Below are 24931 nucleotides of genomic sequence, written 5' to 3'. Positions count from 1 at the left end.
ACGTTTTCGATTTGTTTTTTTCTAAAATTATTCTCTTAGGATTATACATTTATCAAAAAAACAATTAACTTTTTATTAAATTCACATTTATAATGAAAAAACAAATACACTTTAAAATTGTTGCTTTAATAGTGCTTACACTATTTACAGCTGCATCATTTGCACAATCAACAATTTCGGGTAATGTTAAAGATCAAGATGGTAATTTGATTCCTGGAGTAAACATTCTTTTAAAAGAATCTTCACAGGGTGCCAATACAGATTTTGACGGAAATTACGAAATTAAGAATGTTGCAAACGGAACTTACACAATTATCGCATCTTATATAGGTTATGATAATTTTAAAAAAGAAATTAATATTAATGGTAATTTAAAATTAGATATAATTTTAAAAGAAAATGCACAATCTTTAGATGAAATTGTTGTTACTGGTGTGGTAAACCCAAAGTCTAAAATAGAATCTAGTATTTCTGTTTCTACTGTAGGTATTAAACAAATAGAACAAGCATCACCAAGATCAGCTGGAGAACTTTTTAGAAGTATTCCTGGTATTCGTGCAGAATCTTCAGGTGGTGAAGGTAATGCAAACTTTAACGTACGTGGTGTACCTGTTTCATCAGGTGGTTCTAGATATTTACAATTGCAAGAAGATGGACTACCTATTATGCTATTTGGAGACACATCTTTTGGTAATGCAGATAACTTCTTACGTATTGACTATAATATTGGAAGAGTAGAAGCCATCAGAGGAGGCTCTGCTTCAACACAAACATCTAATGGTCCTGCAGGTATCATCAATATGATTAGTAGGACAGGTAGAACAGAAGGAGGTACTATTGGTGCAACTTATGGTTTAGATTTTCAAACGAGTAGATTAGACTTTGAATATGGTACTCCAATTGCAGAAGGTTTATATTATCATATTGGTGGTTTTATGCGCGTAGGTGAAGGTCCAAGAAATATAGGTTATCAAGGTAATAAAGGTGGACAATTAAAAGCTAACCTTACAAAAGAATTTAAAAACGGTTATATACGTACATATTTTAAATATTTAAATGATAGATCTGTAATGTATATGCCAATGCCAGTAAGTCTTACAGGTACAAACTCTAATCCTACTTTTGGAAATCTTCCAGGCTTTGATATTACTTCAGATTCTCCACATTCTGTAAATATTCAAAATACATACAGTGTTTATGACGGAAATCCTACACAAAACGACATGAGAAGTGGTAACAACCCTGTAAGTGCTTCTGTTGGTGCAGAATTCTCTTTTGATTTAGGTGATGACTGGAAAGTAAATGGAAAAGCAAGATACTCAAATAATTCAGGTCAATGGAATGCTCCATTTACAGCAAATGTAGGTACAGTAGCAGATATAGAAGCTCTAGTAAGAGGTGCTTCTGGTGCAACAGGTGCTTTAACTTTTCAAGATGGCTCACCTTTTAATCCAGCAAATGGATTAGCACAAGATATTAGATATTTTGATGTGACTATCGAAGATTTAAGCAACTTTTTTAGCGATGTAAAAGTTACAAAATCAATTAATGATAATATTGGAGTTACTTTAGGTATGTTCTCAGCAACTCAAAATACTAAAATAGGATGGCAATGGAGCTCTGCTATTTCTGAAGTTGCAGGAGGTGGAACAGCTAGATTAGGTGTTTTTGAAGGTTTTTCTCAAGGAGGTGCTTATTCATTTGGCCAGCCTGTATGGGGTAATTGTTGTCAAAGAAAATACAACACAGTACATAATGTAAATTCTCCTTATGTTGGTGTTGATGCAAAAATATCTGAAAAACTAAACTTCGATGGTAGTGTTCGTTTTGAAAACGTAAATGTTAACGGAACTATTAACTCTGGTCAGTTAAGTAATGTAGATGCAAATGGAGACTTAATTGGTTTTGATTACAACAGTGATGGTGTTATTAGCCCTTTTGAATCAACAATCCCAACAATAGCTGGTAACCCAGGACAGGCGATAAGTGATGATTATAATTTTGTTTCTTTCTCTGCAGGTTTAAATTATAAAATTAATGACGGAGCTGCTGTTTTTGGAAGATATAGTAAAGGTGCCTCAGGAAGAGCTGCAGATAGAAATAATTATGGTGCAGATGGATTAGGAGATGTGCAATTTGATGAAATTTCACAATTTGAGGTTGGTTTAAAAAAGAGATTAGATAATGGTGTTTTAAATGTTACAGGTTTTTTAAGTAATACAGATGAAGGCATCAGTAACGAATTAAACAGAACTGTAGGTAACCCTTTTAAAGCTTTAGGTTTAGAAGTAGAATCTGCGTATAATTTTGGAGCATTTTCTTTAAATGGTTCTGTGACTTATACAAAAGCAGAAATTGATGGAGGTGTAAATAAAGGGAACAAACCAAGAAGACAAGCAGATTTTGTATACAATTTAGCACCAACATATTCTTTTGGAGCTAGCAGACAACACCTTTTAGGAATTACAATTCTAGGAACATCTAAATCATTTGCACAAGATGATAACGATCTAGTAATGCCTGGTTATGCTTATATAAATGCAGTTGCAAAAGTTAGCTTAACTAAAGGCTTATCTTTAAGTGTTAATGCTAACAATTTATTTGATACTATAGGTGTTACAGAAGTAGAAGGAAATGGAAATATCGCTGGAGGTTTAGCTGCAGCAAGAACAATTTCTGGTCGTTCAACAACAATGACATTGCAATATAGCTTTTAATAAAAAGTTGATTATTATTAATTTGAATTAAAAAAAGAGCCAATAATATATATTGGCTCTTTTTAATAAAACTTAAAAATAATCTGTATAAACTAAAATACTAACATAACTTTTTTATACGTAAATAAATTACAATTAATATATTCTAAACTTAAACTTAAAATGAAGTATCTAGTAATTATTTTTCTTTTGTTAGTAACATGTCAAAATAATGAAAAAGAAGTGTATCAAGAAGATATAAGTGCAAAAAAAGGTAAAATTATTGTGTATGGTAGTGATAGTTGTCATAGCTGTATAGACACAAAAGCTTTTTTAAATGAAAAAAAAATTAAATTCACTTATTACGATATAGATATAAACAAAAAGAAAGAACAAGAAATGTTAGTTAAACTACAAAAAGCTAATATTTCTATACATACATTAACTTTACCTGTTATAGACAATAAAGGAGAAATTTTTTTAAACAAAGGCAACCTTAAAGTATTTCTAAAAATAGTAGAAAAAAAATTAGTAAAAGATGCAAATTAAAAAACCAAAATTAAGCTTTTGGCAAATCTTAAATATGAATGTAGGATTCTTTGGAATTCAATACAGTTTTGGTTTACAACAAAGTGCAGTAACTCCAATTTATGATTTTTTAGGTGCTAGCCCAGATCAAATTCCAATCTTACATCTTGCTGGTCCAGTAACAGGTTTGCTAGTTCAACCTATTATTGGAGCTTTAAGTGATAAAACCTGGAGTCCTAGATTTGGGAGACGTAAACCATTTTTCTTAATTGGGGCGCTTTTATGTAGTTTAACACTATTAGCATTTCCTTATAGTAGCTCTCTTTGGATGGCAGCAGGTTTATTATGGATTTTAGATGTGGGTAACAATACTGCAATGGAACCTTATAGAGCTCTTATAGCAGACAATTTAGATGAACAACAACAACCCTTAGGGTTTCAAATGCAAAGCTTTTTCACTGGTTTTGGTCAAGTTTTAGCTAATTTATCTTTATTTATATTTCCTCTAATATTTCTAGGCTCAACAGGATCTTTACCTACTTGGGTATATGCCTCTTTCTTTTTAGGAGCATTTTGTTCAATAGCAACTATACTTTGGAGTATCAGTAAAATAAAAGAAATACCTCCAACAAAAGAAGAATTAAAAAAACTAAAAGAAAAAAGAAATGTTTTAGAGCCTTTACTAGAAATATTTTCAGCCATTAAAGATATGCCAAAAGTTATGTGGCAATTAGCTCTAGTTTATCTTTTTCAATGGTATGCTTTATTTTGTTATTGGCAAAACTCATCAAAAAGTGTTGCACTTTCTGTTTGGAAAGCAACACCAGATGATACAGTTGCTTATAGTGAAGCTGTAAGTTGGACAGGGCTAGTAAATGGCTGGTACAATGTGGTTACTTTTTTAGTAGCTTTTTTACTTGTAGGATTTGCAAAAAAATATAGTCCTAAAAAAGTACATGCATTTTGTTTATTAATTGCAGCAATTGGTTTTTTAGCATTCCCTCATATAGAAAATAAAAACTTATTATTTTTTGCAATATCTGGTTTTGGAATTGGGTGGGCAAGTATGATGGGTATACCTTATTTAATGGTAGTTTCAGATATTCCGAAAGAAAGATATGGAGTCTATATGGGTATTATTAATATGATGATTGTAATACCAATGATTATACAAACCTTATCATTTGGGTATATTTTAAAAACTTTTTTAAATAATGATCCAAGAAATGCAATTTCTTTTGCTGGTATATTATTAATTATTAGTGCATTTTTTACACTTTTTATTAAAAACAATAAAGAAACGAATTAAATTTAAAAATCTGATTTGAAAAAAAATATAGACATTTTATGTGTTGGTGAAATTTTAATTGATTTTATAGGTCATCAAAATGATGTATTAATTAATGAAACTAGAGATTATCATAGATATCTTGGTGGTTCACCTGCTAATGTAGCCATGAACTGTAAAAGACTTGGACTAACATCATTGTTAGTATCTACTTTGGGAATTGATGGTTTTGGTGAATATGCAATAAATAGGCTTAATGAAATTGGTATAAATACAAATTATACTAAAAGAACAAGCAAAGATTCTACAAGTGTTATTTTTGTTTCAAGATCTAATGGAACACCAGACTTTATACCTTACAGAAGTGCTGATTATAAAATAACTGAAGATCAAATCCCAAAAGATATTTTATTAAAAACTAAAATTTTTCATACAACCTGTTTTGCCTTAAGTAAAAAACCTGCGCAAACAACAATATTAAAAAAAGCTAAAGAAGCTTTTAATCTTGATTGCATATTAAGTATTGACATTAATTATGCCAAAGAATTATGGGAATCAAAAGAAGAAGCGCTATCAGTAATTAAAGAATATTGTATATATAATCCATTAATAAAAATTAGTGAAGATGATATGTTGCGCCTTTTTGAAAAAGAATTACCTCATCAAGAAATTTTTGATTATTTCCACAATTTAGGCGTAGATATTGTTTGTTTAACTCTAGGAAGTAAAGGTGTAAAATTATCTCAAAAAGGAAAAGAACTAATTCAATTACCTGCTATCAAAATTGATAAAGTAATGGATACAACTGGTGCTGGAGATGCGTTCTGGTCTGGCTTTTTATTTGCTTACATTCAAAATAAACCCATAAAAGAATGTTTAAATATAGCATTAAATTTAGCTGCATTAAAACTTCAAAATGTGGGTAGGTTACCAGATAACATAGATATACTTTCTAAACTTCTATAATCAACAAAAATAATTACTTGATTTATGTCAAAAGAAAAAAAAACAGCTCTTTCTAATGGAGTTATGCTAAATGCTTATCCAGATAGTATTGGTATTAAGCTAAGTGATGCAATAGAAATGTTGCAAAAAAAAGAGTTTAAAGATGTATTTTCTTTATTTTACATTTTACCTACTTTTTTTAACAGCGATTTAGATAGAGGATTTTCTATAATTGATTACAACATCAATAAAAAACTCGTTTCTGAGGAAGATTTAAAAACACTAAATAAATTAAATATTGCTTTAAAATTTGATATCGTCTTAAATCATCTTTCAGTCGCTTCTCCACAATTTAAAGACATTTTAAAAAATGGAGAAAAATCAAAATACAAAGATTTTTTTATCAACTGGAACACCTTTTGGGAAAATAATGGTGAGGTTAATAAAGATGGAATTATAATTCCAAAAAAAGAATTTCTAGATAAATTATTTATGAGAAAATCGGGTTTACCTATTTTAAAAGTACCATTTCCTGATGGCTCTGAAAAACCTTACTGGAATACTTTTTATCAAGAAATAAATTATGATAAAATTACTATAGAAGATTTAAAGTCAATTAAAAATCTATCAGTAACTGAAAAAGAAGAAATCTGTTTTAAATTAAATAATTTAGAAAATAAAGAAGAAATCTTAAATTTAGATTATGATAATAATCTTAAACCTGAGTTACTAAAAATCGTTAATGCTAAAAAATCATTCTTAGGTCAAATGGATGTTAACGCAAAATCTAAGCTGGTTTGGGATTTTTATGAAGAAACATTAAAAAAGTTAAGTGATTATGGATGCTCTATTTTAAGATTAGATGCTTTTGCATATTTACATAAAGAAATCGGAAAATCTAATTTTTTTAATAAACCTGGTACTTGGATATATTTAAATAAAATTAAAAAAATTGCGCTTAAAAACAACTTAACTCTACTACCAGAAATACATGCAGAATATGGACTTCATTTACATGATGAAGTTGCTAAAGAAGGTTATAGAATATATGATTTTTTCTTGCCTGGATTAATGATACATACCATAGAGAAAAAAAATAATAAAGCTATAATAAAATGGATTAATGAAATAATCACAAAGAATTATCAGACAGTAAATATGTTAGGATGTCATGATGGTATACCTGTTTTAGATTTGAAAGGAAAAATTATTGATGGAATTTACAATAAAGGCTTACTGGAAGATTCTGAAATTGAAGACATAATGAATACTATAATAAATAGAGGAGGTAGAGTTAAAAACTTATTTGATGCTGAAGGAAATAAAATTTCATATTATCAAGTAAATGCTACTTTTTTTAGTGCTTTAGGTGAAGATGAACAAAAATTACTTTTAGCAAGAGCTATTCAATTATTTATGCCTGGTATTCCTCAAATTTGGTATTTAGATTTATTTGCTGGCAAAAATAATTATACAGCAGCTAACAAAGGAGGTACAGGATCTCATAAAGAAATAAATAGAACAAACTTATCTAAAGATGATATAGAAATTGGTTTAAAGAAAAAAATAGTATTAAATCAATTAAAGTTAATTCGTATCAGAAATACTTCTAAAGCCTTCTTAGGTAAAATTACAATTAATAAATCTAAAGAAAATCATCTTGATATAATTTGGAACAACAAAAATGATTTTGCCCATCTCACAGCAAATATTGAAACATTAGAATTCTCAATAAATTATTCAGAAAAAGACACAATTAAAAAAATTAAGTTTTAAAAAAATTAAACTATTAATATTAGTACATTTCTCTTGCTCTTTATCTGAAAACTATATATTTGTATGTTAAAACAGCAAATAACTAATTTATGAGCAATTCTAGGAAAAGACACGAAGCTTTACTGTATCATGCAAAACCAAAGCCAGGAAAAATAGCAGTCGTTCCTACAAAAAAATATGCCACACAACACGATTTAGCACTAGCTTATTCACCAGGTGTTGCAGAACCTTGTTTAGAAATCGAAAAAGACAAAAACAACGTTTATAAATATACTTCTAAAGGTAACTTAGTTGCAGTAATTTCTAACGGAACTGCTGTTTTAGGACTAGGAGATATTGGCCCTGAAGCTTCTAAACCAGTGATGGAAGGTAAAGGTTTGTTATTTAAAATTTTTGCTGATATAGATGTTTTTGATATTGAAGTAGATGCTACAGATGTAGACAAATTTATAGAAACTGTAAAAGCAATTGCCCCTACTTTTGGTGGTATAAATTTAGAAGATATTAAAGCTCCTGAAGCTTTTGAAATAGAAAGACGATTAAAAGAGGAATTAGATATTCCTGTAATGCATGATGACCAACATGGAACTGCAATTATTTCTGCAGCTGCACTAAAAAATGCGATCGAAATTACAGGTAAAGATATTACCAAACTTAATTTTGTTGTAAATGGTGCAGGTGCTGCAGCTATTTCTTGTACTAGATTATATTTAGAATTAGGTGCAAAAAGAGAAAACATTGTAATGTGTGATAGTAAGGGTGTCATTAGAAAAGATAGAGAAAACTTAACATCACAAAAAGCTGAATTTGCTACAGATAAAGACTTAAATACGCTTGAAGAAGCCATGCATAATGCAGATGTTTTTATTGGTCTTTCTATGGGTAATGTGGTTTCTCCAGAAATGTTATTATCTATGGCAAAAGATCCTATTGTTTTTGCAATGGCCAACCCTGTTCCAGAAATAGAATACGACTTAGCAATTGCCACAAGAGATGATATTATTATGGCAACTGGTAGGTCTGATCATCCAAACCAGGTTAACAATGTTTTAGGTTTTCCTTTTATATTTAGAGGTGCTTTAGATGTTAGGGCTACTAAAATTAATGAAGAAATGAAATTAGCTGCAGTGCATGCTCTAGCAGACTTGGCTAAAAAATCTGTACCAGAACAAGTTAATATTGTTTATGATGAAGTTAGCTTAACATTTGGTAAAGAATATATTATACCTAAACCCTTTGATCCAAGATTAATCTATGAAATTCCACCAGCCATAGCAAAAGCAGCTATGGATTCTGGAGTTGCTTTAGAACCCATTCAAGATTGGGATAATTACAGAGAAGAATTAATGGAACGTTCTGGATCTGGAAGTAAAGAAATACGATTAATACACAACAGAGCAAAGAGTAATAGAAAGCGAATTGTTTTTGCAGAAGCAGATCATTTAGATGTTTTAAAAGCTGCTCAAAGAGTTCATGAAGAGAGATTAGGTCATCCAATTTTATTAGGTAGAAAAGATGTTATTTTAGCATTAAAAGAAGAAATAGGATTTACAGGTGATGTACCTATTTTTGATCCAAAAACGGACGAAGAAAAAGAACGTAGAGAACGTTTTGGTGCTGCTTATTGGAAAACCAGACAACGTAAAGGAAGAACTTTATCTGAAGCAAAAAAATTAATGCGAGAGCGTAATTACTTTGCTGCAATGATGGTAAATGAGAATGAAGCAGATGCCTTAATTACTGGTTATTCTAGACCTTACCCAACTGTTGTTAGGCCAATATTAGAGTTAATAGAAAAAGATAAAGGCATTTCTAAAGTTGCAGCATGTAACTTAATGCTAACCAAACAAGGCCCATTATTTTTAGCAGATACTACCATAAATATAAATCCGTCTGCAAAAGATTTGGTTAAAATTTCTCAAATGACCTCTAACTTAGTTAGAATGTTTGGTATGAAACCAAATATAGCAATGTTATCTTTCTCTAACTTTGGGTCTTCTAATACAGAAACTTCAAAAAAAATTAGAGAAGCTGTATCTTACATTCATCGTCATTTTCCGAATGCAAATGTAGATGGAGAAATTCAGGCAGATTTTGCATTAAATCCAGAAATGTTAGCTAAAGAATTTCCTTTTTCTAAATTAAATGGAAAAAAAGTTAACGTTTTAATTTTTCCTAATTTAGAATCTGCAAACATTACCTACAAACTATTAAAACAAGTAGATAAAGCAGAATCTATTGGACCTGTAATACTAGGTTTAAGCAAAGCAGTTCACGTTTTACAATTAGGAGCAAGTGTAGATGAAATGGTAAATATGGCAGCTTTAGCAGCAGTAGATGCACAACAAAGAGAAAAGAATAAATAAATTGTTACATTAGAGCCCATAAAGAGGAAACATGATTACACAAATTAGGGGGAGACTTGTGGAAAAAAATCCGACTGAAGTAGTAGTAGACTGCAATGGAGTTGGATATTTATTACATATATCTTTAAATACATTCTCTGCTTTACCAAATGATGAAAATGTAGTTTTATACACGCATTTATCTATTAGAGAAGATGCACACACACTTTTTGGTTTTATCAACAAAACAGAAAGAGAGGTTTTTAAACTTTTAATTTCAGTTTCTGGTGTTGGGCCAAGTATTGCTAGAACTATGTGTTCTTCTATGACTTCAGAGGAAATTCAGAATGCGATAGCTTCTGAAAATGTAAGAGTAATACAATCTGTAAAAGGTATTGGAGCTAAAACAGCACAAAGAGTTATTGTTGATTTAAAAGATAAAATTTTAAAAACTTTTGATATTGATGAAGTTTCTTTAAACACAAGCAATACTAATAAAGATGAAGCGTTATCTGCTTTAGAAGTTTTAGGCTATCATAGAAAACAATCTGAGAAAATTGTAAACACTATTTTAAAAGAACAGCCAGATGCTTCTGTAGAAAATATTATAAAATCAGCTCTAAAAAACTTATAATCCATTGTATAGATTATTAAAAAATATATTCTTTTTATCTCTTTTTACTTTTTTAGTAAATCAAAATTTATACTCTCAAACTAATTCTAGTAAAGATTCTACAGCTGTAAAAAAAGACACAATTCAATTAAAATATGACTTTAAGAACACACAAAAAGGAGGGTTATTTTTAGATGATTTAGCTAAGAAAGAAGTTATTTTTGATAAAGATTTAAACAGGTATGTTATCATAGAAAAAATAGGAGACTACTACACAAAAACTCCAATATTTCTAACAAGAAAAGAGTATGCAAAATATCGTTTAAAGAGAGATATGTTGTTGTACTTTAAACAAAAAGTAAGTGCAACAAATAGTAAGAAGAAAAATTCTGAAGAAGCGCGTAAAGATTTACTTCCAACTTATTATGTGAACTCAAAGTTTTTTGAAGATATTTTTGGAGGAAATACAGTAAAAGTTACACCTACAGGTAACATAAATTTACGATTAGGTTTTATTTATCAGAATACAGAAAACCCTCAAATTTCTGAAGAAAACAGAAGTAGTTTTGTGTTTGATTTTGATCAACAAATAAATGCAAGCATTAGAGCAAAAGTTGGTGAACGTCTTGAGTTTACTGCTAATTACGACACTCAAGCCACTTTTGATTTTCAAAATTTAGTAAAAATAGATTATACCCCAACTGAAGATGATATTATACAAGGTATAGAAGCTGGTAACGTATCTATGCCTATTAAAAACTCTTTAATAAATGGAGCACAAAGTTTATTTGGGGTTAAAACAAAACTACAATTTGGCAATACAAATATTACAGCTGTTTTTTCTCAGCAAAATTCAGAGAGTACAAATGTAATTGCAGAAGCAGGTGCATCAATTCAGCCTTTCGAATTAAGAGCTACAGATTATGATACAGATCGTCACTTTTTCTTATCTCAATTTTTTATAGATAATTATGCAAATTCATTAAAAAATTATCCATTAATAAGTAGTCAAGTTAATATTACAAGGATAGAGGTTTGGATTACTAATAGAAATGCAACCACAGAAGATTTTCGAAGTATTGTTGCGTTTGCTGATTTAGGTGAAAATGATAATCCTAACACTACTTACAATAATTTAGTAGATGATAGTGGCACAGTGCAACCTGCAAATCCTGTAAGTGTTAATAGTAATGGGCAAACCTTATTTTTACCACAAAACAATGCAAATAATATTTATATAAATAGTACTTTAAGTGGTATTAGAGATGTTTCTAACGTAGATAATACGTTGTCTTCAACATACCAAATGCAACAAGGAACAGATTACTCTATCTTAGAGAATGCCCGAAAATTAAATACAAATGAATATTCATTAAACCCTCAATTAGGTTACATTTCTTTAAATAGAAGATTAAATGATGGTGAAGTTTTAGCTGTAGCTTATGAATATACTATAGCTGGTTCTGTAAATGGTAGTACTCAAAAATCTTTTAAAGTTGGAGAGTTTTCTAATGATGGTGTACAAGCACCAAACAATTTAGCTGTAAAATTATTACGTTCAGAAGTTTTACAAACAAAAAGAACAAATACTACAACAGGTAATGATGAGGCTTTCCCAACTTGGCGTTTAATGATGAAAAACATTTATGCTTTAGGAGCTTTCCCATTGACTAGAGAAGGTTTTCGTTTTGAAATTCAATATAGAGATGATGATACAGGTATACCCTCTAATGTATTACAAAATGCAGCAACTCCTGGTATACCAAACACACCTTTAATTCAAGTATTAAATTTAGATCAACTAGACCAAAGTCAATTTAGAACACCTGATGGATTTTTCGATTATTTAGAAGGAATTACAGTAAACTCTCAAAACGGATATGTCATTTTTCCTCATCCAGAACCTTTTGGAAATGGATTAGAAAATGATTTAACAAATCCTGCAGATGATAAGTTTTTATTTGATGAATTATACCTAAATACTAAAATTAATATTCAAAATAATTTCCAGAATAAAGACAAGTACTTTTTAAAAGGGTACTTTAAATCTGAGAATTCTGGAGGTATCCCAATTGGTGCTTTTAATGTTCCTAGAGGTTCTGTAACAGTAACTGCTGGTGGTAAACAATTGGTAGAAGGCATAGATTATGTTGTTGATTATCAATTAGGAAGAGTACAGATTATTGATCCAGGCTTACAAGCATCAGGTACTCCAATAAATGTATCAACAGAAAACAATGCTGTATTTAATCAGCAACGAAAAACCTTTATGGGAATAGATGTTGAACATAAATTTTCTGATGAATTAACAGTAGGTGGTACAATTTTAAATGTTATTGAAAGACCATTAACACCAAAAGTAAATTATGGTTCAGACCCTATAAATAATACCATGTTTGGGTTTAATTTAGATTACTCAACAGAAGTTCCATATTTCACAAAATTAGCTAATAAATTACCATTTGTAGATACAGATGTTCCATCAAATTTATCTGTAAGAGCAGATATGGCATATTTATTACCTGGTACACCAAGTGGATTAGACGTAACTGGAGCTGCTACTTCTTACATAGATGATTTTGAAGCTTCACAAATTCCTATTAGTTTAATTTCTCCTTTAGAATGGTATGAAGCTAGTACGCCTAGATATGAAACCAATGATATTTTTAATGGATCAAACAACGATTTGTCTTACAATTACAAACGTGCAAAATTAGCTTGGTATAGTATAGATCAAATTTTTTATGGTTTTGGTGAAACGCCACCAAGTATAGATGCAGATCAACTTTCGAGAGCAGAAACAAGGCAAATTAATTTTCAAGAGCTTTTTCCAAATCAGCAATTAGATATTACACAAAATGCACAAATTAGAACTTTAGATTTAGCTTATTTTCCTGAAGAAAGAGGTTCTTACAATTTTAATCCAAATGCAAATGTGGTAAATGGAGAAGCCTTTTTACCTAATCCTCAAGAAAATTGGGGTGGAATTATGCGTCCCTTAAATACGAATAATTTTGATGTTGCTAACGTAGAATATATTCAGTTTTGGATTATGGATCCTTATGAAAATTATTCTCTTACAGCTGAAGAAGGATTACCTCAAGGTTTAAATCCAAATAATTTAGCAAATCAAGTTGGAGACTTATATATTAATCTTGGAAATATCTCTGAAGATATTGTTAAGGATAATCGTAAAATGTTCGAAAACGGATTACCAGAAGATGGTTTAAAAATAAATGGTAACAATGTAAATAGAACAATTTGGGGTGATGTACCAAGAAATCCATCAATTATATATGCATTTAGTGAAGAAGATGCAGCTAGAACAAATCAAGATTTAGGTTTTGATGGTTTAACCAACTTAGAAGAACAAAATTTAGCAAATATTGATGCTAAATATAGAACGCTTATAGATCCTGCTGCAGATGATTATCAATTTTTTAGAGGTACAGAATTAGATGCCATAAATGCATCTATTTTAAGAAGATATAAGAACTTTAATAATACACAAGGTAACTCACCAACCTTAAATCAATCAACAGAACCTTACCCAACCTCTTCAACTACATATCCAGATGTAGAAGACATCAATAGAGACCAAACCATGAATACTGTAGAAAGTTTTTATGAATATAAAATCTCTATGAATAAAGCAGATTTAGTAAAAGGGAGAAATTATATTGTTGATGAAAAAACAACTACTGTAACCTTAGAAAACGGAAATCAACAATCTACAACTTGGTATCAATTTAGAGTACCTATAAGAAATGGAACTCCTGTAAATGGTATTACAGATTTTAATAGTATTCGTTTTATAAGAATGTTTTTAACTAACTTTAGAATGCCTGTTGTTATGCGTTTTGGAGAATTAGATTTAGTTCGTGGAGATTGGAGACGATATACTAGAACTATTGACCCTAATATAGACCCAGATAGAGAGTTAACACAACAAGAATTAGAAGGTTTTGAAGTAGGTGTTGTAAGTATAGAACAAAATGATGGCAGCTATATACAACCACCAGGAATTGAGCGTGAACGTCTTCAAGGAAGTACTACTGTACAATTACAAAACGAACAATCTGTTACACTAAAAGTTAATAATTTAGGCCCAGGTAAAACTAGAGCTATCTATAAAAACATAAGTGTAGATTTAAGACGATTTAATAACCTTAAAATGTTTATGCATTTAGAAGGTGATAGTGGTTTTTCTGGTATTATACGTTTAGGAACAGATTTAGCAGAAAATTATTACGAAATAGAATTACCATTAACAGTTAGTTCTGGAGGAAATGGTCAATTAGATATTTGGCCAGAAGTCAATAATTTAGATGCTATCTTAGAAGAATTTGGAAAAGTTAAATTAGAAAGAGATGCAGCAGGTGCTCCTATAAATCAGCTATATACTTCTACAGCAATAGGTGCAAGTCAGCCCTATACATTAAGTGTAAGAGGTAACCCTACTCTAGCCCAATTAAGAACTATTGTTTTAGGATTAAAGAACACAGGTGTCGTTTCTAAATCTGGTGAAGTTTGGTTTAACGAATTACGTTCTTCTGGTTTTGATAATGATGCAAGTTGGGCAGCTGTTATAAATGCTGATGCAAATTTTGCTGATGTTGCTAATGTTTCTTTAGCTGGTAGTATACAAACTATTGGTTTTGGTAATGTTGAAGACAGAGTAAATCAACGTTCTTTAGATGAAACAAAAAAATATGATGTTTCTACAACTGTAAATCTTGGAAAAGTAATAACTCCTAAAAAATGGGGTATACAAATTCCTATGAGTTATAGTGTTGGTGAAACTTTTATTGATCCAAAATTTGATCCTCAATACCAAGATGTAAAATTAGAAGATGCTATTAATCAAAACCCTAATAGTGAGTTTTCTAGAGATTATACAAAAAGAACTAGTATTAGTTTTAATAATGTAAAAAAGAATAGAAATCCAAATTCTACTAAGAAACCAAAATTTTATGATGTAGAAAATTTAGCATTTTCTTACGCACATAATAGAGAGTTTCATAGAGACTATAATATTCAAAAATATGTAAATGAAAATGTAGTTGCATCTGCAAACTATAATTTTAACTTTAGCTCTAAACCTTTAGAGCCATTTAAAAATAATGACTCTATTTTTAGAAGTAAATATTGGCGTTTTTTAAAGGATATTAATATCAATCCTATACCAACAACTCTTGCTATTAACTCAAGAATTAACAGAAGTTATAATGAGCAACAATCTAGAAACTTAATTGCTGGTTTATCTCCTCAGCCAGAATTAAAACAACGTAGATTCTTATTCGATTGGGATTACACTATTGGTTTCGATTTAACAAAATCATTACAATTAAACTTTAATGCTACAAATAGTTATATCTATGATGCTTTTGGTAGTGGAGAAGATTTACAAGTTTTCGATAACTTTTTTAATGTAGGTAGACCAAATCAATATCATCAAAAATTAAATGCTACTTATAATTTACCTTTAGACAAGTTTCCTTTCTTAAGTTTTTTACAAGCAGATTATGCATACACTGCAGATTTTGATTGGCAAGTTTCATCTCAAGATAAAACTATTGTAGAACAAATTGGTAATGTTGTACAGAATGCAAATACGCATAATTTAAATACTACTTGGTCTTTTGATAAAATTTATAAAGCCATAAACTTCGAAAAACTTTTACTTACAAAAGCTCAACGAAAAAATGCAAAGGCTGGTAATAGAGCTAGAATTAGACCTAGCAAAAATTTACCTTTAGGTAAAAAAATATTAAAAGGTACTTGGGATATTTTAACATCTGTAAAACAAGGTAAAATTAGTTATACAGAAAATAATGGTCAGTTTTTACAAGGATACAACCAAGGAATAGGTTTCTTAGGTGGTGCACCAACTGCATTTGCTTTTGGTAGTCAAGTAGATTTTAGAAATACAGCTTTAGAAAATGGTTGGTTAGTTTCTAGAAATGCTGGAGATGAATATTTTAATAAAACATATAGTAGAACTTCTTACAATAAATTAGATTATACTTTTACATTAAAGCCTATAAACGATTTAAATATAGATGTTAGAGGTAATAAGATTAAAACAAGAGATATCTCTCAGCAATTAGATTTAATTACTGGAAATAATACTTTAGAGGATACTCCAATTTTTGAAACTGGTAACTTTAGTTCTAGTCATTCAATGTTATCAACAGCTTTTAAAGATGGTGATGCACTATTTCAAACCATGAAAGACTATAGAGCTACAGTTGCAAATAGATTATCTAATGAAACAGGAGCACCAATTTCTGGTTTTGGAGAAAACAGTCAGCAAGTATTATTACCTGCTTTTATGGCAGCTTACTCAGGTAAAAATCCTAATAAAGTAAATACTGGATTGTTTAGAAATATACCAATACCAAACTGGACATTAAGATATAGTGGGTTAATGAAATTTAATTGGTTCAAGAAAAACTTCTCTAATTTTATTGTTTCACATGGTTATAAATCTTCGTATACCATTTCTAGTTTTACTAATAATTTACAGTATGATGCTAATAACCCATTTGCAAATACAAATGCTGCTGGAAATTACGAAGTAGACAGACTTATCTCTAGTGCAACTTTAGTAGATGAATTTTCTCCACTTATTAAAGTAGATATGAAAATGAAAAATTCATTTTCGTTTAGAGGAGAGGTTAAAAGAGACAGAACATTAACTATGAACTTTAACAATAGTACTTTAACAGACATTGCTGGTACTGAATATATTTTTGGTTTAGGTTACGTGTTTAAAAACGTAAAAATGAATACTCGTTTTACAGGTAAGAAAACTACATTAAAAGGTGATATAAATTTAAGGGCAGATGTATCTTTAAGAGATAATATTACACAAATTAGATATATTGATGAAGATAATAACCAAATTAGTGGTGGACAAAGATTATTTTCTATTAAATTTACAGCCGATTATATTTTGAGTAGAAGTTTAACAGCATCTTTCTATTATAATCATCAAACATCAGAATACGCAATATCTACAACTTTCCCTAGACAAGCGATTAATGGAGGGTTTAATATTGTTTATAATTTAGGAGGAAATTAATAATAAAATAAAAATGAATATTCCAGCAGATTTAAAATTTACAAAAGATCACGAGTGGATAAAAATTGATGGTGATACAGCAACAGTTGGTATTACAGATTTTGCACAAGGTGAATTAGGTGACATCGTTTATGTAGATGTAGATACTTTAGATGACACAGTAGAAGAAGGTGAAGTTTTTGGTTCTGTAGAAGCTGTAAAAACAGTTTCAGACCTATTTATGCCATTATCAGGTGAAGTATCAGAATTTAATGAAGAATTAGAAGATGAGCCAGAATTGGTAAATACAGATCCTTATGGTAAAGGTTGGATGATTAAAATTACAATATCAGATGCTTCTCAAATAGATAATTTATTAGATGCTGAAGCGTATAAAAACCTTATTCAAGGATAATCTCATATTTTTTGCTATTGCAATAACCTTAGTTATTCTTTATCTAAGTTTAATGAAAATGCCAAACAATGGTATAGAAATTAAACATATAGATAAAGGATATCATAGTATAGCTTATTTTGTTTTAACACTATCTTGGTTATTATCTTTTTATAAGAAGCCAAATAAAAAATACCTAATAGTTATTTTATGTATAATTCTTGGCATAATAATTGAAGTGTTACAAGATACCATAACAGTTTACAGAACAGCAGATTACTTTGATGTTTTAGCAAATTCTGTAGGTGTATTGTTTGCGTTAGTTATTTTTAATATTTTTTTAAGAAAAAAAACTATTAATTAAGTTAAAGACTTGCGTTAAACACAATAAATTAATTAAATTAGCAACCTATTAAAACTCTTTAGTATGCAAATTAAAAAAAATCCGAAATCGAATTTAGAAAATTTTAGTAAAATTTTCATGCAAATAGGATTAGTATTAGCCCTATTTGTAACATATCAAGCTATAGAACAAAAAACATATGACAAAACCTATGGAGATTTAGGTACTGTTAATATGAATGCAGAGTTAGAAGAAGAAATTCCGATTACTGAAAGAGTTGAACCAGAAAAGCCAAAAACTCCACCACCACCAACTCCAGAAAAAATTGAAGTTGTAGAAGATGAAAAAGAGGTTGAAGAAACTGTAATTGAGTCTACTGAAACTGATGAAACTGAAGCTGTTGTTGTTGAAGAAATTGAAGAAATAGAAGAGGTTGAAGAAGTTGTGGAAGATGTAAGTTTCATGATTATTGAAAACGTTCCTGTTTTTCCTGGTTGTACTGGAAATAATGAAGAGTTAAAAGCTTGTTTCAGTAAAATGGTACAAAAGCATTTCTCTAGAAAGTTTGATGCAGAATTACCTAACGAATTAGGGTTATCTCCTGGAAAGAAAAGAGTTTTTATCGGTTTTAAAATAGACAGACAAGGTAATATTGTAAATATACAAGCTAGAGCACCACACCCAAAAATTAAAACTGAGGTTGTAAGTGTAATGAAACAATTACCTAAAATGAAGCCTGGAAGACAAAGAGGAAAACCAGTAGGTGTTAAATATAGTATTCCTTTTACATTAATTGTAGAGTAATATTTAATATAAAGAATTAAAAAATCTACTAATAAAATTAGTAGATTTTTTTTTGCTCATAAAAAAAGCATCTTAAATTTAAGATGCTTTTTTTATTTTTTTTTAACTTAACTTAATCGTTATTGACAGCTACTTTAGATTTTGGTTCCCAAACATTTACAGAAGCTATACTATTATTTTCATAGTTAATTTCTTTTAACGTTTGTTTTGTCCAAATAAACCATTTTCCAACTTTTTTACCATTATTGTAATAAGCTAATTGAGTTTTATTCCCAGACTTATCAAAACGAACCCATTCTCCAGTTAGTTTTTTATTCTTAAAAAACCCTTGTGTTTTTATTGATCCATCAGCATAATAGTAAGTAGCTTTTACTAAATCACCTTCTGCCTTAAAAGTTGGTTGTTTCTCTTGTGCAAATGCTACAATTCCTAAGCTCAGCATTACTGTTGTTAATATTTTTTTCATGACCACAATATTTTAAGGTTTACATTACATTTACAAATATAACATTTATGTAACTATTAAGCAACATTTACATAACATTAAATTAACATTAAAAATATATTTACCTGATTTACAATAATTTAATATATTTGAAATATATAAAAATCATTAAAATGAGTACTTTTCAGTTAATAATTATCCTTTTCGTAGCTATTATTCATATCTACATTTTAATTTTAGAGATGTTTTTATGGACTTCTAAACAAGGCAAAAGGGCATTTGGGTTAAAAAGTAAAGAGTTTGCAGAAGAAACAAAAGTACTTGCAGCTAATCAAGGTTTGTATAATGGATTTTTAGCTGCTGGTTTAATATGGTCATTAATTATTAAAGAATTTGATATTGCTACTTTCTTTTTAAGCTGTGTAGTAATAGCTGGAATTTATGGGGCTTATTCAACCAAAAAAATAAAGATTTTATACATACAAAGTGTTCCTGCTTTAATAGGAATCATTTCTATATTTATATAGTATATCTTTTTAAAATTAAATCTGTTCTATTACATTTACAATAATTAATAAAATACAAATGGAAAATTATATAGAAGACATCAAAGATTTATTATTTGAATATGCACCAAGTGTAATCACTGCACTTGTTATTTTAATAGTAGGTTTATTTGCAATTAAATTTATTGTTAATTCATCAAGAAAAATTATGAATAAAAGAGGTGTAGATATTACACTTCAAAAATTCTTATTAAACTTGGGTAGTTGGATTCTAAAAATTCTACTTTTTATAACTGTTATCTCTCAATTAGGAGTTGCTACCACATCTTTTGCAGCAATAGTAGCTGCTGCAGGTTTAGCTGTTGGTTTAGCGCTACAAGGTTCTTTAGCTAATTTTGCAGGAGGTGTTTTAATTATGATTTTTAGACCTATAAAAATTGGAGACTTAATAGAAGCTCAAGGAGAAATTGGTGTTGTAAAAGAAATAGAAATTTTTACAACTAAATTAACTGGTTTATCTAATAAAGAAATTATAATACCTAATGGTTCTTTATCTAATGGAAATATCGTAAACTATTCTACAGAAGGTACTAGACGTGTAGATTTAGTTGTTGGTGTTTCATATGATTCAGATATTAAACAAACCAAAGAAGTATTAATGAATATTCTTACATCTAATGATAAAGTTTTAAAAGATCCTAAGCCTAGTGTTACAGTTTTAGCTTTAGCAGATAGTTCTGTTAATTTTGCTGTTAGACCTTGGTGTAAAACAGAACATTATTGGGATGTATTTTTTGAGACTACAGAAAATGTTAAGCTAGAACTTGATAAGGCTGGAATTGAAATTCCTTACCCTCATAGAGTAAATATTAATAAAACAGAATAAACAAAATTAGAAAAGAGGTTTTTTCTTTTTTTCTGGAATAACAATAAAATCTTTTAAATAAAAAGGTTCAAAATAAGCGACATCTTCTATGTCGCTTTTTTTGTATTTCTCATATGATAATATGGCCATTTCTTTTGCTGATGGATATTTATCATCTACAAATACGGCATTTTTATGTGTAATAATTTCTTTACATTTCTGAGAACCATCACCTAAAAAATATACTTTATTCTCAGATAAATAAGCATTGAAAGAGTTATCATCAATAATTTCTGCTTTTATTACTCTTTCTTTTTGATGTTTATTATTAAAAACACAAGAGTATACTTCCATACGTCTAGCATCTATCATTGGTACAATAAAACCTTCTTTTATAGAAATTGAATATGATAAAGAAGTTAAAGTATCAATAGAAATTAAAGGCTTATTAAATGCAAAGCAAAATCCTTTTGCTGCAGAAACTCCTATTCTAAGACCAGTATAAGAACCTGGGCCTTTACTAACAGCTACTGCATCAATTTTATTCATTTTAATATTTGCTTCTACTAGTATATCTTGTATAAAAGGATGCAAAACTTCTGCATGAGAATATTGCCCATTATTTAGTTCTTTAATGGCAAGTATTTCTCCATTCTTAGCAATACTAACAGAACAGTTTTTTGTAGATGTTTCTATATTTAAAATGTAAGCCAACCGTATTTTTTTACAAAGATAGTTATATCAACAAAAAACCTCATAAGTTTTACTTACGAGGTTTTTAATATTTTATGAATTCGATTTTTAATCGAAAACTAATTCTCCAGAATAGAACTGTAAAACTTTAGTTTTAAATACATAATCGTATTTAGATCTTATTAAAGCAGATTGCGCATTAACTAATCTATTTCTAACTTGATCAAAATCGAACTGAGTCATTGTACCAAAATTATAACTTTCTTGTGCATTTTTAAAAGCTTCTTCTTGAGCTTCTAAAGAAAGTTTTGAAGCTTCATAAGTTTTTAGAGCTGTTTTAACATCTAAAAAAGCTTGTTCAATAGTCTGCTTTAAATTAAGTTTTTCATTAAGTAGTCTAAACTCAGAAATTTCTTTACTTATTACAGATCTAGCAACTCTATTTTTAGTTTGTAATCTATTAAAAATTGGAATGTTTAAATTAAAACCAAAACCATAACCAAAGTTATCACTAAGTTGTGTACCAAAACCAGTATTAGAAATTCCAGCAGGAGGATTTAAATTAAAACCAAAATTTGTAGACAAACCAGCTGTAGCTGATAATGTTGGTAAATAAGCGCCTTTAGAAAGTTCTATATTTAAATCTGCATTTTCTATAGCTAATTTTGCTCTAGTAATTTCTGGCATTACTTCTATAGATTTGTCATAAACAGAAGATGAATTTTTATATAATAAATTAGCTGTAGGTGCACCAACATCTACAGGTGCTACATCAAAATTCTCTACTGGTACTTGTAATAATTGTGCTAAAGTTAAACGTGCAATATCTAAAGCATTTTCTTGTGTTATTACTGATTGTAAATTAGATGCAGCAGTAGATTGTACATTAAGTAAATCTCCTTTTGGTATTACTCCGTTTTTAAATCTTAACTCAGCAGCTTCAATTTGTTTTTTACTAATATCATATTGAACTCTAGCTGCCTCTAAATTTTCTTTAGCAAACAATACGTTTAAATATGTATTTACAACTCTTAAAGAAACATCATTTTCTATAAACTTTAAATCTAACAAACTAGTTTCAACACCAAGTTGAGCTTGTTTGTAAGTATTTGTGTTTCTATAACCATTAAAAACTGTAACACCAGAACTCACATTCATAGAACCTCCAAAAAGACTCGTATTAATTCTATCATTTGTTCTTGGGTCAAAACTTGTACCGAAGTTAAAGTTACCTCCAGTATTTGCGTTTAAGTTTGGTAAAAAGTTACCTTTAGCAATATCTACATCTTTTTTTGCTAATTCTAAACTAAGCTTATTTTGTTGTATGGTGATGTTTTTTCTTAACGCTTCATCTACACATTCTTGTAAAGTCCATTGTTTTTGAGAAAATGTAGCAACAGTTGATAATAATGCTACAAATAGAATAAGTTTTAATTTCAAAACGTATATATTTTTGGTTGGTTTATTTATAAATGATAACTAAAAAAAGTGATTTTTATAGTTGGTAACGTTTATAAGACGACCAAAAGTAAAATATGTTACAAGATATTAATCTTATTGAAATGTTAATTTTTAAGTTGCTTTCTATATCTATAAATTACAAAAAAAAGAAAGCCAATTAAAAGGTATGGAAAAACCATAAGATAGGTAATCCCATTATTAACTCCTTCAGCCATATCTACATCTCCATTTTCTACAACCGCTTTACACATAGCACATTGTGAGAAAGCATTACATAAAGTAAAAAAAGAAAAGACTAAGAATAATATTATTTTTTTATACATAATAAGGAGAAATCATTAAATAAACTACAACACCTGTAATTGCAACATATAGCCAAATTGGAAAGGTAATTTTTGCAATTTTTCTATGTTTTTTAAAGTCTCCTAATTTGGCTCTCATTAACGTAGTTAAAACTAAAGGAATAACTGCAATAGATAACAGAATATGACTAATTAAAATAAAATAATAAATGTATTTGATAACTCCTTCTCCTCCAAAAGAGGTAGAATCAGAAGTCATATGATATGCAATGTACATTAACAAAAAAGCCAAAGAACAAAGTATTGCTAATGTATTTAATTTTTCATGTAATTTTCTTTTTCCTTTTTTAATAGCTACAACAGCAGCAACCAATAGAACAGCTGTAACTCCATTAATAGTAGCATAAATTGGAGGTAAAAATGTAAAAGGTTCTACATCAAATCCTAACTTTCTTAAATTAATTCCAAAAAGTGCAGCAACAGCAATAGGTATTATTATCGATAATGCTGTAATTAATTTTCTATATTTTCTTTCTTGTGCTAGATTATTCATTTAACAACAGTTTTATATCTTCTTTTAATTCTTTTATTTGATCAGGAAAAGTTTGCTCTTCTATAGCTCTGTAATACATTATTGGATTTCCATATTCATCTTTTCTAGAGCGTATATAGCCATCTTTATCTACTAAAGCAAATAAGCCTGAATGTTCAAAACCTCCATGTTCTTCATCTCCTTTTCCTGCGTATAATTTAAATCCTTTATTTGAAAGTGCATAAACTATATCATCTGACTTGCCTGTTAGTAAGTGCCAATTTTTATGAGTGATACCATTATTTTTAGCATACTCCTTTAAAATTTCTGGAGTATCAATCTCTGGAGTTATAGATATTGAAGCAATACCAAACTCTGGATTTCCAAAAAATGCATCTTGTAGTATTAGCATTTTTTTATTCATAATTGGGCAAATGGTAGGGCAAGTAGAAAAGAAAAACTCTACAACATATACTTTACCTTCATAAGTTTTATTTGAAATTGTTTTACCTTCTTGATTTGTAAATTCAAAATCTGGGACTTTATTAAATTTTACTAAACCAGAATCTTGAAAACGATTTACAATTTTTGGAATTGAATAAATACCAAACAACAAAATAACAAATGAGATACCTATGTATGAATATTTTTTGCTCATAAGCCTACTTCTTTTCTGTCTGCTTTATTTTTATTTCTTTTTTTAAATGCTGCATAATATTCGTAAAATAAGACGTTAATATCGTCTTTCATTTTACTTTTTAATTCAGAAACAGAATTTAAATTATAACCTTCTAACCTACCATCAGCAAAATCTTTATCATTAACTCTACCTCTTAAATTTAGATTTTTATCGATAATAAACGCTTTTGAAATACCTAAGTTTTCCAAACTATCTTTAACAGACAAACTATTAAAGAAAATATTAATTTGATCAGTATTTAATGCTGTAAACTTCCATTTTTGCATATCTGTATATGTACCCATATTTTCTTTTAGTTTAACAACTTCATTTTCATTTTGAGATGGATAAACTGCAATGATTTGAAAATCGTTGTAATCTAAAAACTTCTTGTAAATTTTTTCATTTAAGTTAAAAATACCTGACTCTAATGTTTTTACATTATTACCTAAAAAGCAAATAACACTTACTTTATTGTCTAAAGACAAAGCTGCAGTATTACTTATATTTTCTGTAAGTATAGGTAGTTTTTTAAAGTTATTTTCGCCTGTTGATAAAATTAAAAAACAGATTAAAGGAAAAATAAAAAGTAGAAATAATACAACTCTTTTTTTTGTCAAAAACTTCATAAATCAATATTTAAAAAAAGG

20 protein-coding genes are annotated in these 24931 nt (G+C 29.0%); 13 read left to right on the top strand and 7 right to left on the bottom strand.

The window, feature by feature from the left end:
* Positions 1–92 precede the first annotated feature (92 nt).
* The 11 genes from ACFOWD_RS05145 to ACFOWD_RS05095 all read left to right on the top strand — a co-directional run bounded on the left by ACFOWD_RS05145 (position 93) and on the right by ACFOWD_RS05095 (position 18798).
* Positions 93–2717, top strand: a complete 2625-nt coding sequence (locus ACFOWD_RS05145; RefSeq protein WP_377408669.1) for a TonB-dependent receptor — start codon at positions 93–95, stop codon at positions 2715–2717.
* A 162-nt stretch (positions 2718–2879) separates the two neighbouring features.
* Positions 2880–3245: a glutaredoxin family protein gene (locus tag ACFOWD_RS05140; RefSeq protein ID WP_377408667.1), complete on the top strand. Its 366-nt coding sequence runs from the start codon at positions 2880–2882 to the stop codon at positions 3243–3245.
* Positions 3235–4533 (top strand): MFS transporter, encoded by a 1299-nt coding sequence (locus ACFOWD_RS05135; protein WP_377408665.1) that lies wholly within the window; start codon positions 3235–3237, stop codon positions 4531–4533. The genes ACFOWD_RS05140 and ACFOWD_RS05135 overlap by 11 nt, the downstream gene beginning before the upstream one ends.
* 15 nt (positions 4534–4548) lie before the next feature.
* Positions 4549–5478 (top strand): carbohydrate kinase family protein, encoded by a 930-nt coding sequence (locus ACFOWD_RS05130; protein ID WP_298991504.1) that lies wholly within the window; start codon positions 4549–4551, stop codon positions 5476–5478.
* Between the two features lie 24 nt (positions 5479–5502).
* Positions 5503–7233 (top strand): alpha-amylase family glycosyl hydrolase, encoded by a 1731-nt coding sequence (locus ACFOWD_RS05125; protein WP_377408662.1) that lies wholly within the window; start codon positions 5503–5505, stop codon positions 7231–7233.
* Positions 7234–7322: 89 nt separating this feature from the next.
* On the top strand, positions 7323–9599 hold the full coding sequence (locus tag ACFOWD_RS05120) for an NADP-dependent malic enzyme (protein ID WP_377408660.1): 2277 nt from the start codon (positions 7323–7325) through the stop codon (positions 9597–9599).
* Between the two features lie 31 nt (positions 9600–9630).
* Entirely contained in the window at positions 9631–10212 is a 582-nt protein-coding gene (gene ruvA / locus ACFOWD_RS05115; protein ID WP_298991498.1) for a Holliday junction branch migration protein RuvA, read from the top strand.
* Between the two features lie 4 nt (positions 10213–10216).
* A complete protein-coding gene (gene sov / locus ACFOWD_RS05110) occupies positions 10217–17278 on the top strand; it encodes a T9SS outer membrane translocon Sov/SprA (RefSeq protein ID WP_377408658.1) in 7062 nt (2353 codons plus the stop codon).
* Between the two features lie 13 nt (positions 17279–17291).
* Positions 17292–17672 (top strand): glycine cleavage system protein GcvH, encoded by a 381-nt coding sequence (gcvH, locus tag ACFOWD_RS05105; RefSeq protein WP_298991494.1) that lies wholly within the window; start codon positions 17292–17294, stop codon positions 17670–17672.
* Between the two features lie 52 nt (positions 17673–17724).
* Positions 17725–18015, top strand: a complete 291-nt coding sequence (locus ACFOWD_RS05100) for a VanZ family protein (RefSeq protein WP_377408656.1) — start codon at positions 17725–17727, stop codon at positions 18013–18015.
* Between the two features lie 63 nt (positions 18016–18078).
* Positions 18079–18798, top strand: a complete 720-nt coding sequence (locus tag ACFOWD_RS05095; protein ID WP_377408654.1) for an energy transducer TonB — start codon at positions 18079–18081, stop codon at positions 18796–18798.
* Positions 18799–18910: 112 nt separating this feature from the next.
* Here ACFOWD_RS05095 and ACFOWD_RS05090 read toward each other — a convergent pair whose 3' ends face one another.
* Complete coding sequence (locus tag ACFOWD_RS05090; RefSeq protein WP_298991488.1) at positions 18911–19264, bottom strand: toxin-antitoxin system YwqK family antitoxin; 354 nt, start codon at positions 19262–19264, stop codon at positions 18911–18913.
* Between the two features lie 152 nt (positions 19265–19416).
* Between ACFOWD_RS05090 and ACFOWD_RS05085 the strand changes: the two genes are divergently transcribed.
* Complete coding sequence (locus tag ACFOWD_RS05085) at positions 19417–19770, top strand: DUF1304 domain-containing protein (RefSeq protein WP_298991487.1); 354 nt, start codon at positions 19417–19419, stop codon at positions 19768–19770.
* Between the two features lie 58 nt (positions 19771–19828).
* Positions 19829–20635 carry a mechanosensitive ion channel family protein gene (locus tag ACFOWD_RS05080; RefSeq protein ID WP_377408651.1) on the top strand — a complete coding sequence of 269 codons (807 nt, stop codon included), beginning with the start codon at positions 19829–19831 and terminating at the stop codon, positions 20633–20635.
* 6 nt (positions 20636–20641) lie between these two features.
* Here ACFOWD_RS05080 and tsaB read toward each other — a convergent pair whose 3' ends face one another.
* The 6 genes from tsaB to ACFOWD_RS05050 all read right to left on the bottom strand — a co-directional run bounded on the left by tsaB (position 20642) and on the right by ACFOWD_RS05050 (position 24910).
* On the bottom strand, positions 20642–21328 hold the full coding sequence (tsaB, locus tag ACFOWD_RS05075; protein WP_377408649.1) for a tRNA (adenosine(37)-N6)-threonylcarbamoyltransferase complex dimerization subunit type 1 TsaB: 687 nt from the start codon (positions 21326–21328) through the stop codon (positions 20642–20644).
* An 87-nt stretch (positions 21329–21415) separates the two neighbouring features.
* Entirely contained in the window at positions 21416–22747 is a 1332-nt protein-coding gene (locus tag ACFOWD_RS05070) for a TolC family protein (protein WP_298991481.1), read from the bottom strand.
* A gap of 125 nt (positions 22748–22872) precedes the next feature.
* Positions 22873–23091 (bottom strand): hypothetical protein, encoded by a 219-nt coding sequence (locus tag ACFOWD_RS05065; RefSeq protein WP_377408647.1) that lies wholly within the window; start codon positions 23089–23091, stop codon positions 22873–22875.
* The gene (locus tag ACFOWD_RS05060; protein WP_298991477.1) at positions 23084–23623 is read right to left on the bottom strand and encodes a DUF420 domain-containing protein; all 540 of its coding nucleotides are present in this window, start codon (positions 23621–23623) and stop codon (positions 23084–23086) included. The genes ACFOWD_RS05065 and ACFOWD_RS05060 overlap by 8 nt, the downstream gene beginning before the upstream one ends.
* On the bottom strand, positions 23616–24260 hold the full coding sequence (locus ACFOWD_RS05055; RefSeq protein ID WP_377408645.1) for an SCO family protein: 645 nt from the start codon (positions 24258–24260) through the stop codon (positions 23616–23618). Before ACFOWD_RS05055 ends, ACFOWD_RS05060 begins: the two co-directional genes overlap by 8 nt.
* The gene (locus ACFOWD_RS05050) at positions 24257–24910 is read right to left on the bottom strand and encodes a hypothetical protein (protein ID WP_377408643.1); all 654 of its coding nucleotides are present in this window, start codon (positions 24908–24910) and stop codon (positions 24257–24259) included. Before ACFOWD_RS05050 ends, ACFOWD_RS05055 begins: the two co-directional genes overlap by 4 nt.
* Positions 24911–24931: the final 21 nt, after the last annotated feature.

This window comes from Polaribacter marinivivus (genome assembly GCF_042651285.1).
GTDB classification, from domain to species: Bacteria; Bacteroidota; Bacteroidia; order Flavobacteriales; family Flavobacteriaceae; genus Polaribacter; species Polaribacter marinivivus.
This window is presented reverse-complemented; position numbering and strand designations above follow the sequence as displayed.

Coding starts and splice junctions, on each gene's coding strand:
- ACFOWD_RS05145 (WP_377408669.1), top strand. CDS start 93: ATGAAAAAACAAATACACTTTAAAATTGTTGCTTTAATAGTGCTTACA.
- ACFOWD_RS05140 (WP_377408667.1), top strand. CDS start 2,880: ATGAAGTATCTAGTAATTATTTTTCTTTTGTTAGTAACATGTCAAAAT.
- ACFOWD_RS05135 (WP_377408665.1), top strand. CDS start 3,235: ATGCAAATTAAAAAACCAAAATTAAGCTTTTGGCAAATCTTAAATATG.
- ACFOWD_RS05125 (WP_377408662.1), top strand. CDS start 5,503: ATGTCAAAAGAAAAAAAAACAGCTCTTTCTAATGGAGTTATGCTAAAT.
- ACFOWD_RS05120 (WP_377408660.1), top strand. CDS start 7,323: ATGAGCAATTCTAGGAAAAGACACGAAGCTTTACTGTATCATGCAAAA.
- ruvA (WP_298991498.1), top strand. CDS start 9,631: ATGATTACACAAATTAGGGGGAGACTTGTGGAAAAAAATCCGACTGAA.
- gcvH (WP_298991494.1), top strand. CDS start 17,292: ATGAATATTCCAGCAGATTTAAAATTTACAAAAGATCACGAGTGGATA.
- ACFOWD_RS05100 (WP_377408656.1), top strand. CDS start 17,725: ATGAAAATGCCAAACAATGGTATAGAAATTAAACATATAGATAAAGGA.
- ACFOWD_RS05095 (WP_377408654.1), top strand. CDS start 18,079: ATGCAAATTAAAAAAAATCCGAAATCGAATTTAGAAAATTTTAGTAAA.
- ACFOWD_RS05090 (WP_298991488.1), bottom strand. CDS start 19,264: ATGAAAAAAATATTAACAACAGTAATGCTGAGCTTAGGAATTGTAGCA.
- ACFOWD_RS05085 (WP_298991487.1), top strand. CDS start 19,417: ATGAGTACTTTTCAGTTAATAATTATCCTTTTCGTAGCTATTATTCAT.
- ACFOWD_RS05080 (WP_377408651.1), top strand. CDS start 19,829: ATGGAAAATTATATAGAAGACATCAAAGATTTATTATTTGAATATGCA.
- ACFOWD_RS05065 (WP_377408647.1), bottom strand. CDS start 23,091: ATGTATAAAAAAATAATATTATTCTTAGTCTTTTCTTTTTTTACTTTA.
- ACFOWD_RS05060 (WP_298991477.1), bottom strand. CDS start 23,623: ATGAATAATCTAGCACAAGAAAGAAAATATAGAAAATTAATTACAGCA.
- ACFOWD_RS05055 (WP_377408645.1), bottom strand. CDS start 24,260: ATGAGCAAAAAATATTCATACATAGGTATCTCATTTGTTATTTTGTTG.
- ACFOWD_RS05050 (WP_377408643.1), bottom strand. CDS start 24,910: ATGAAGTTTTTGACAAAAAAAAGAGTTGTATTATTTCTACTTTTTATT.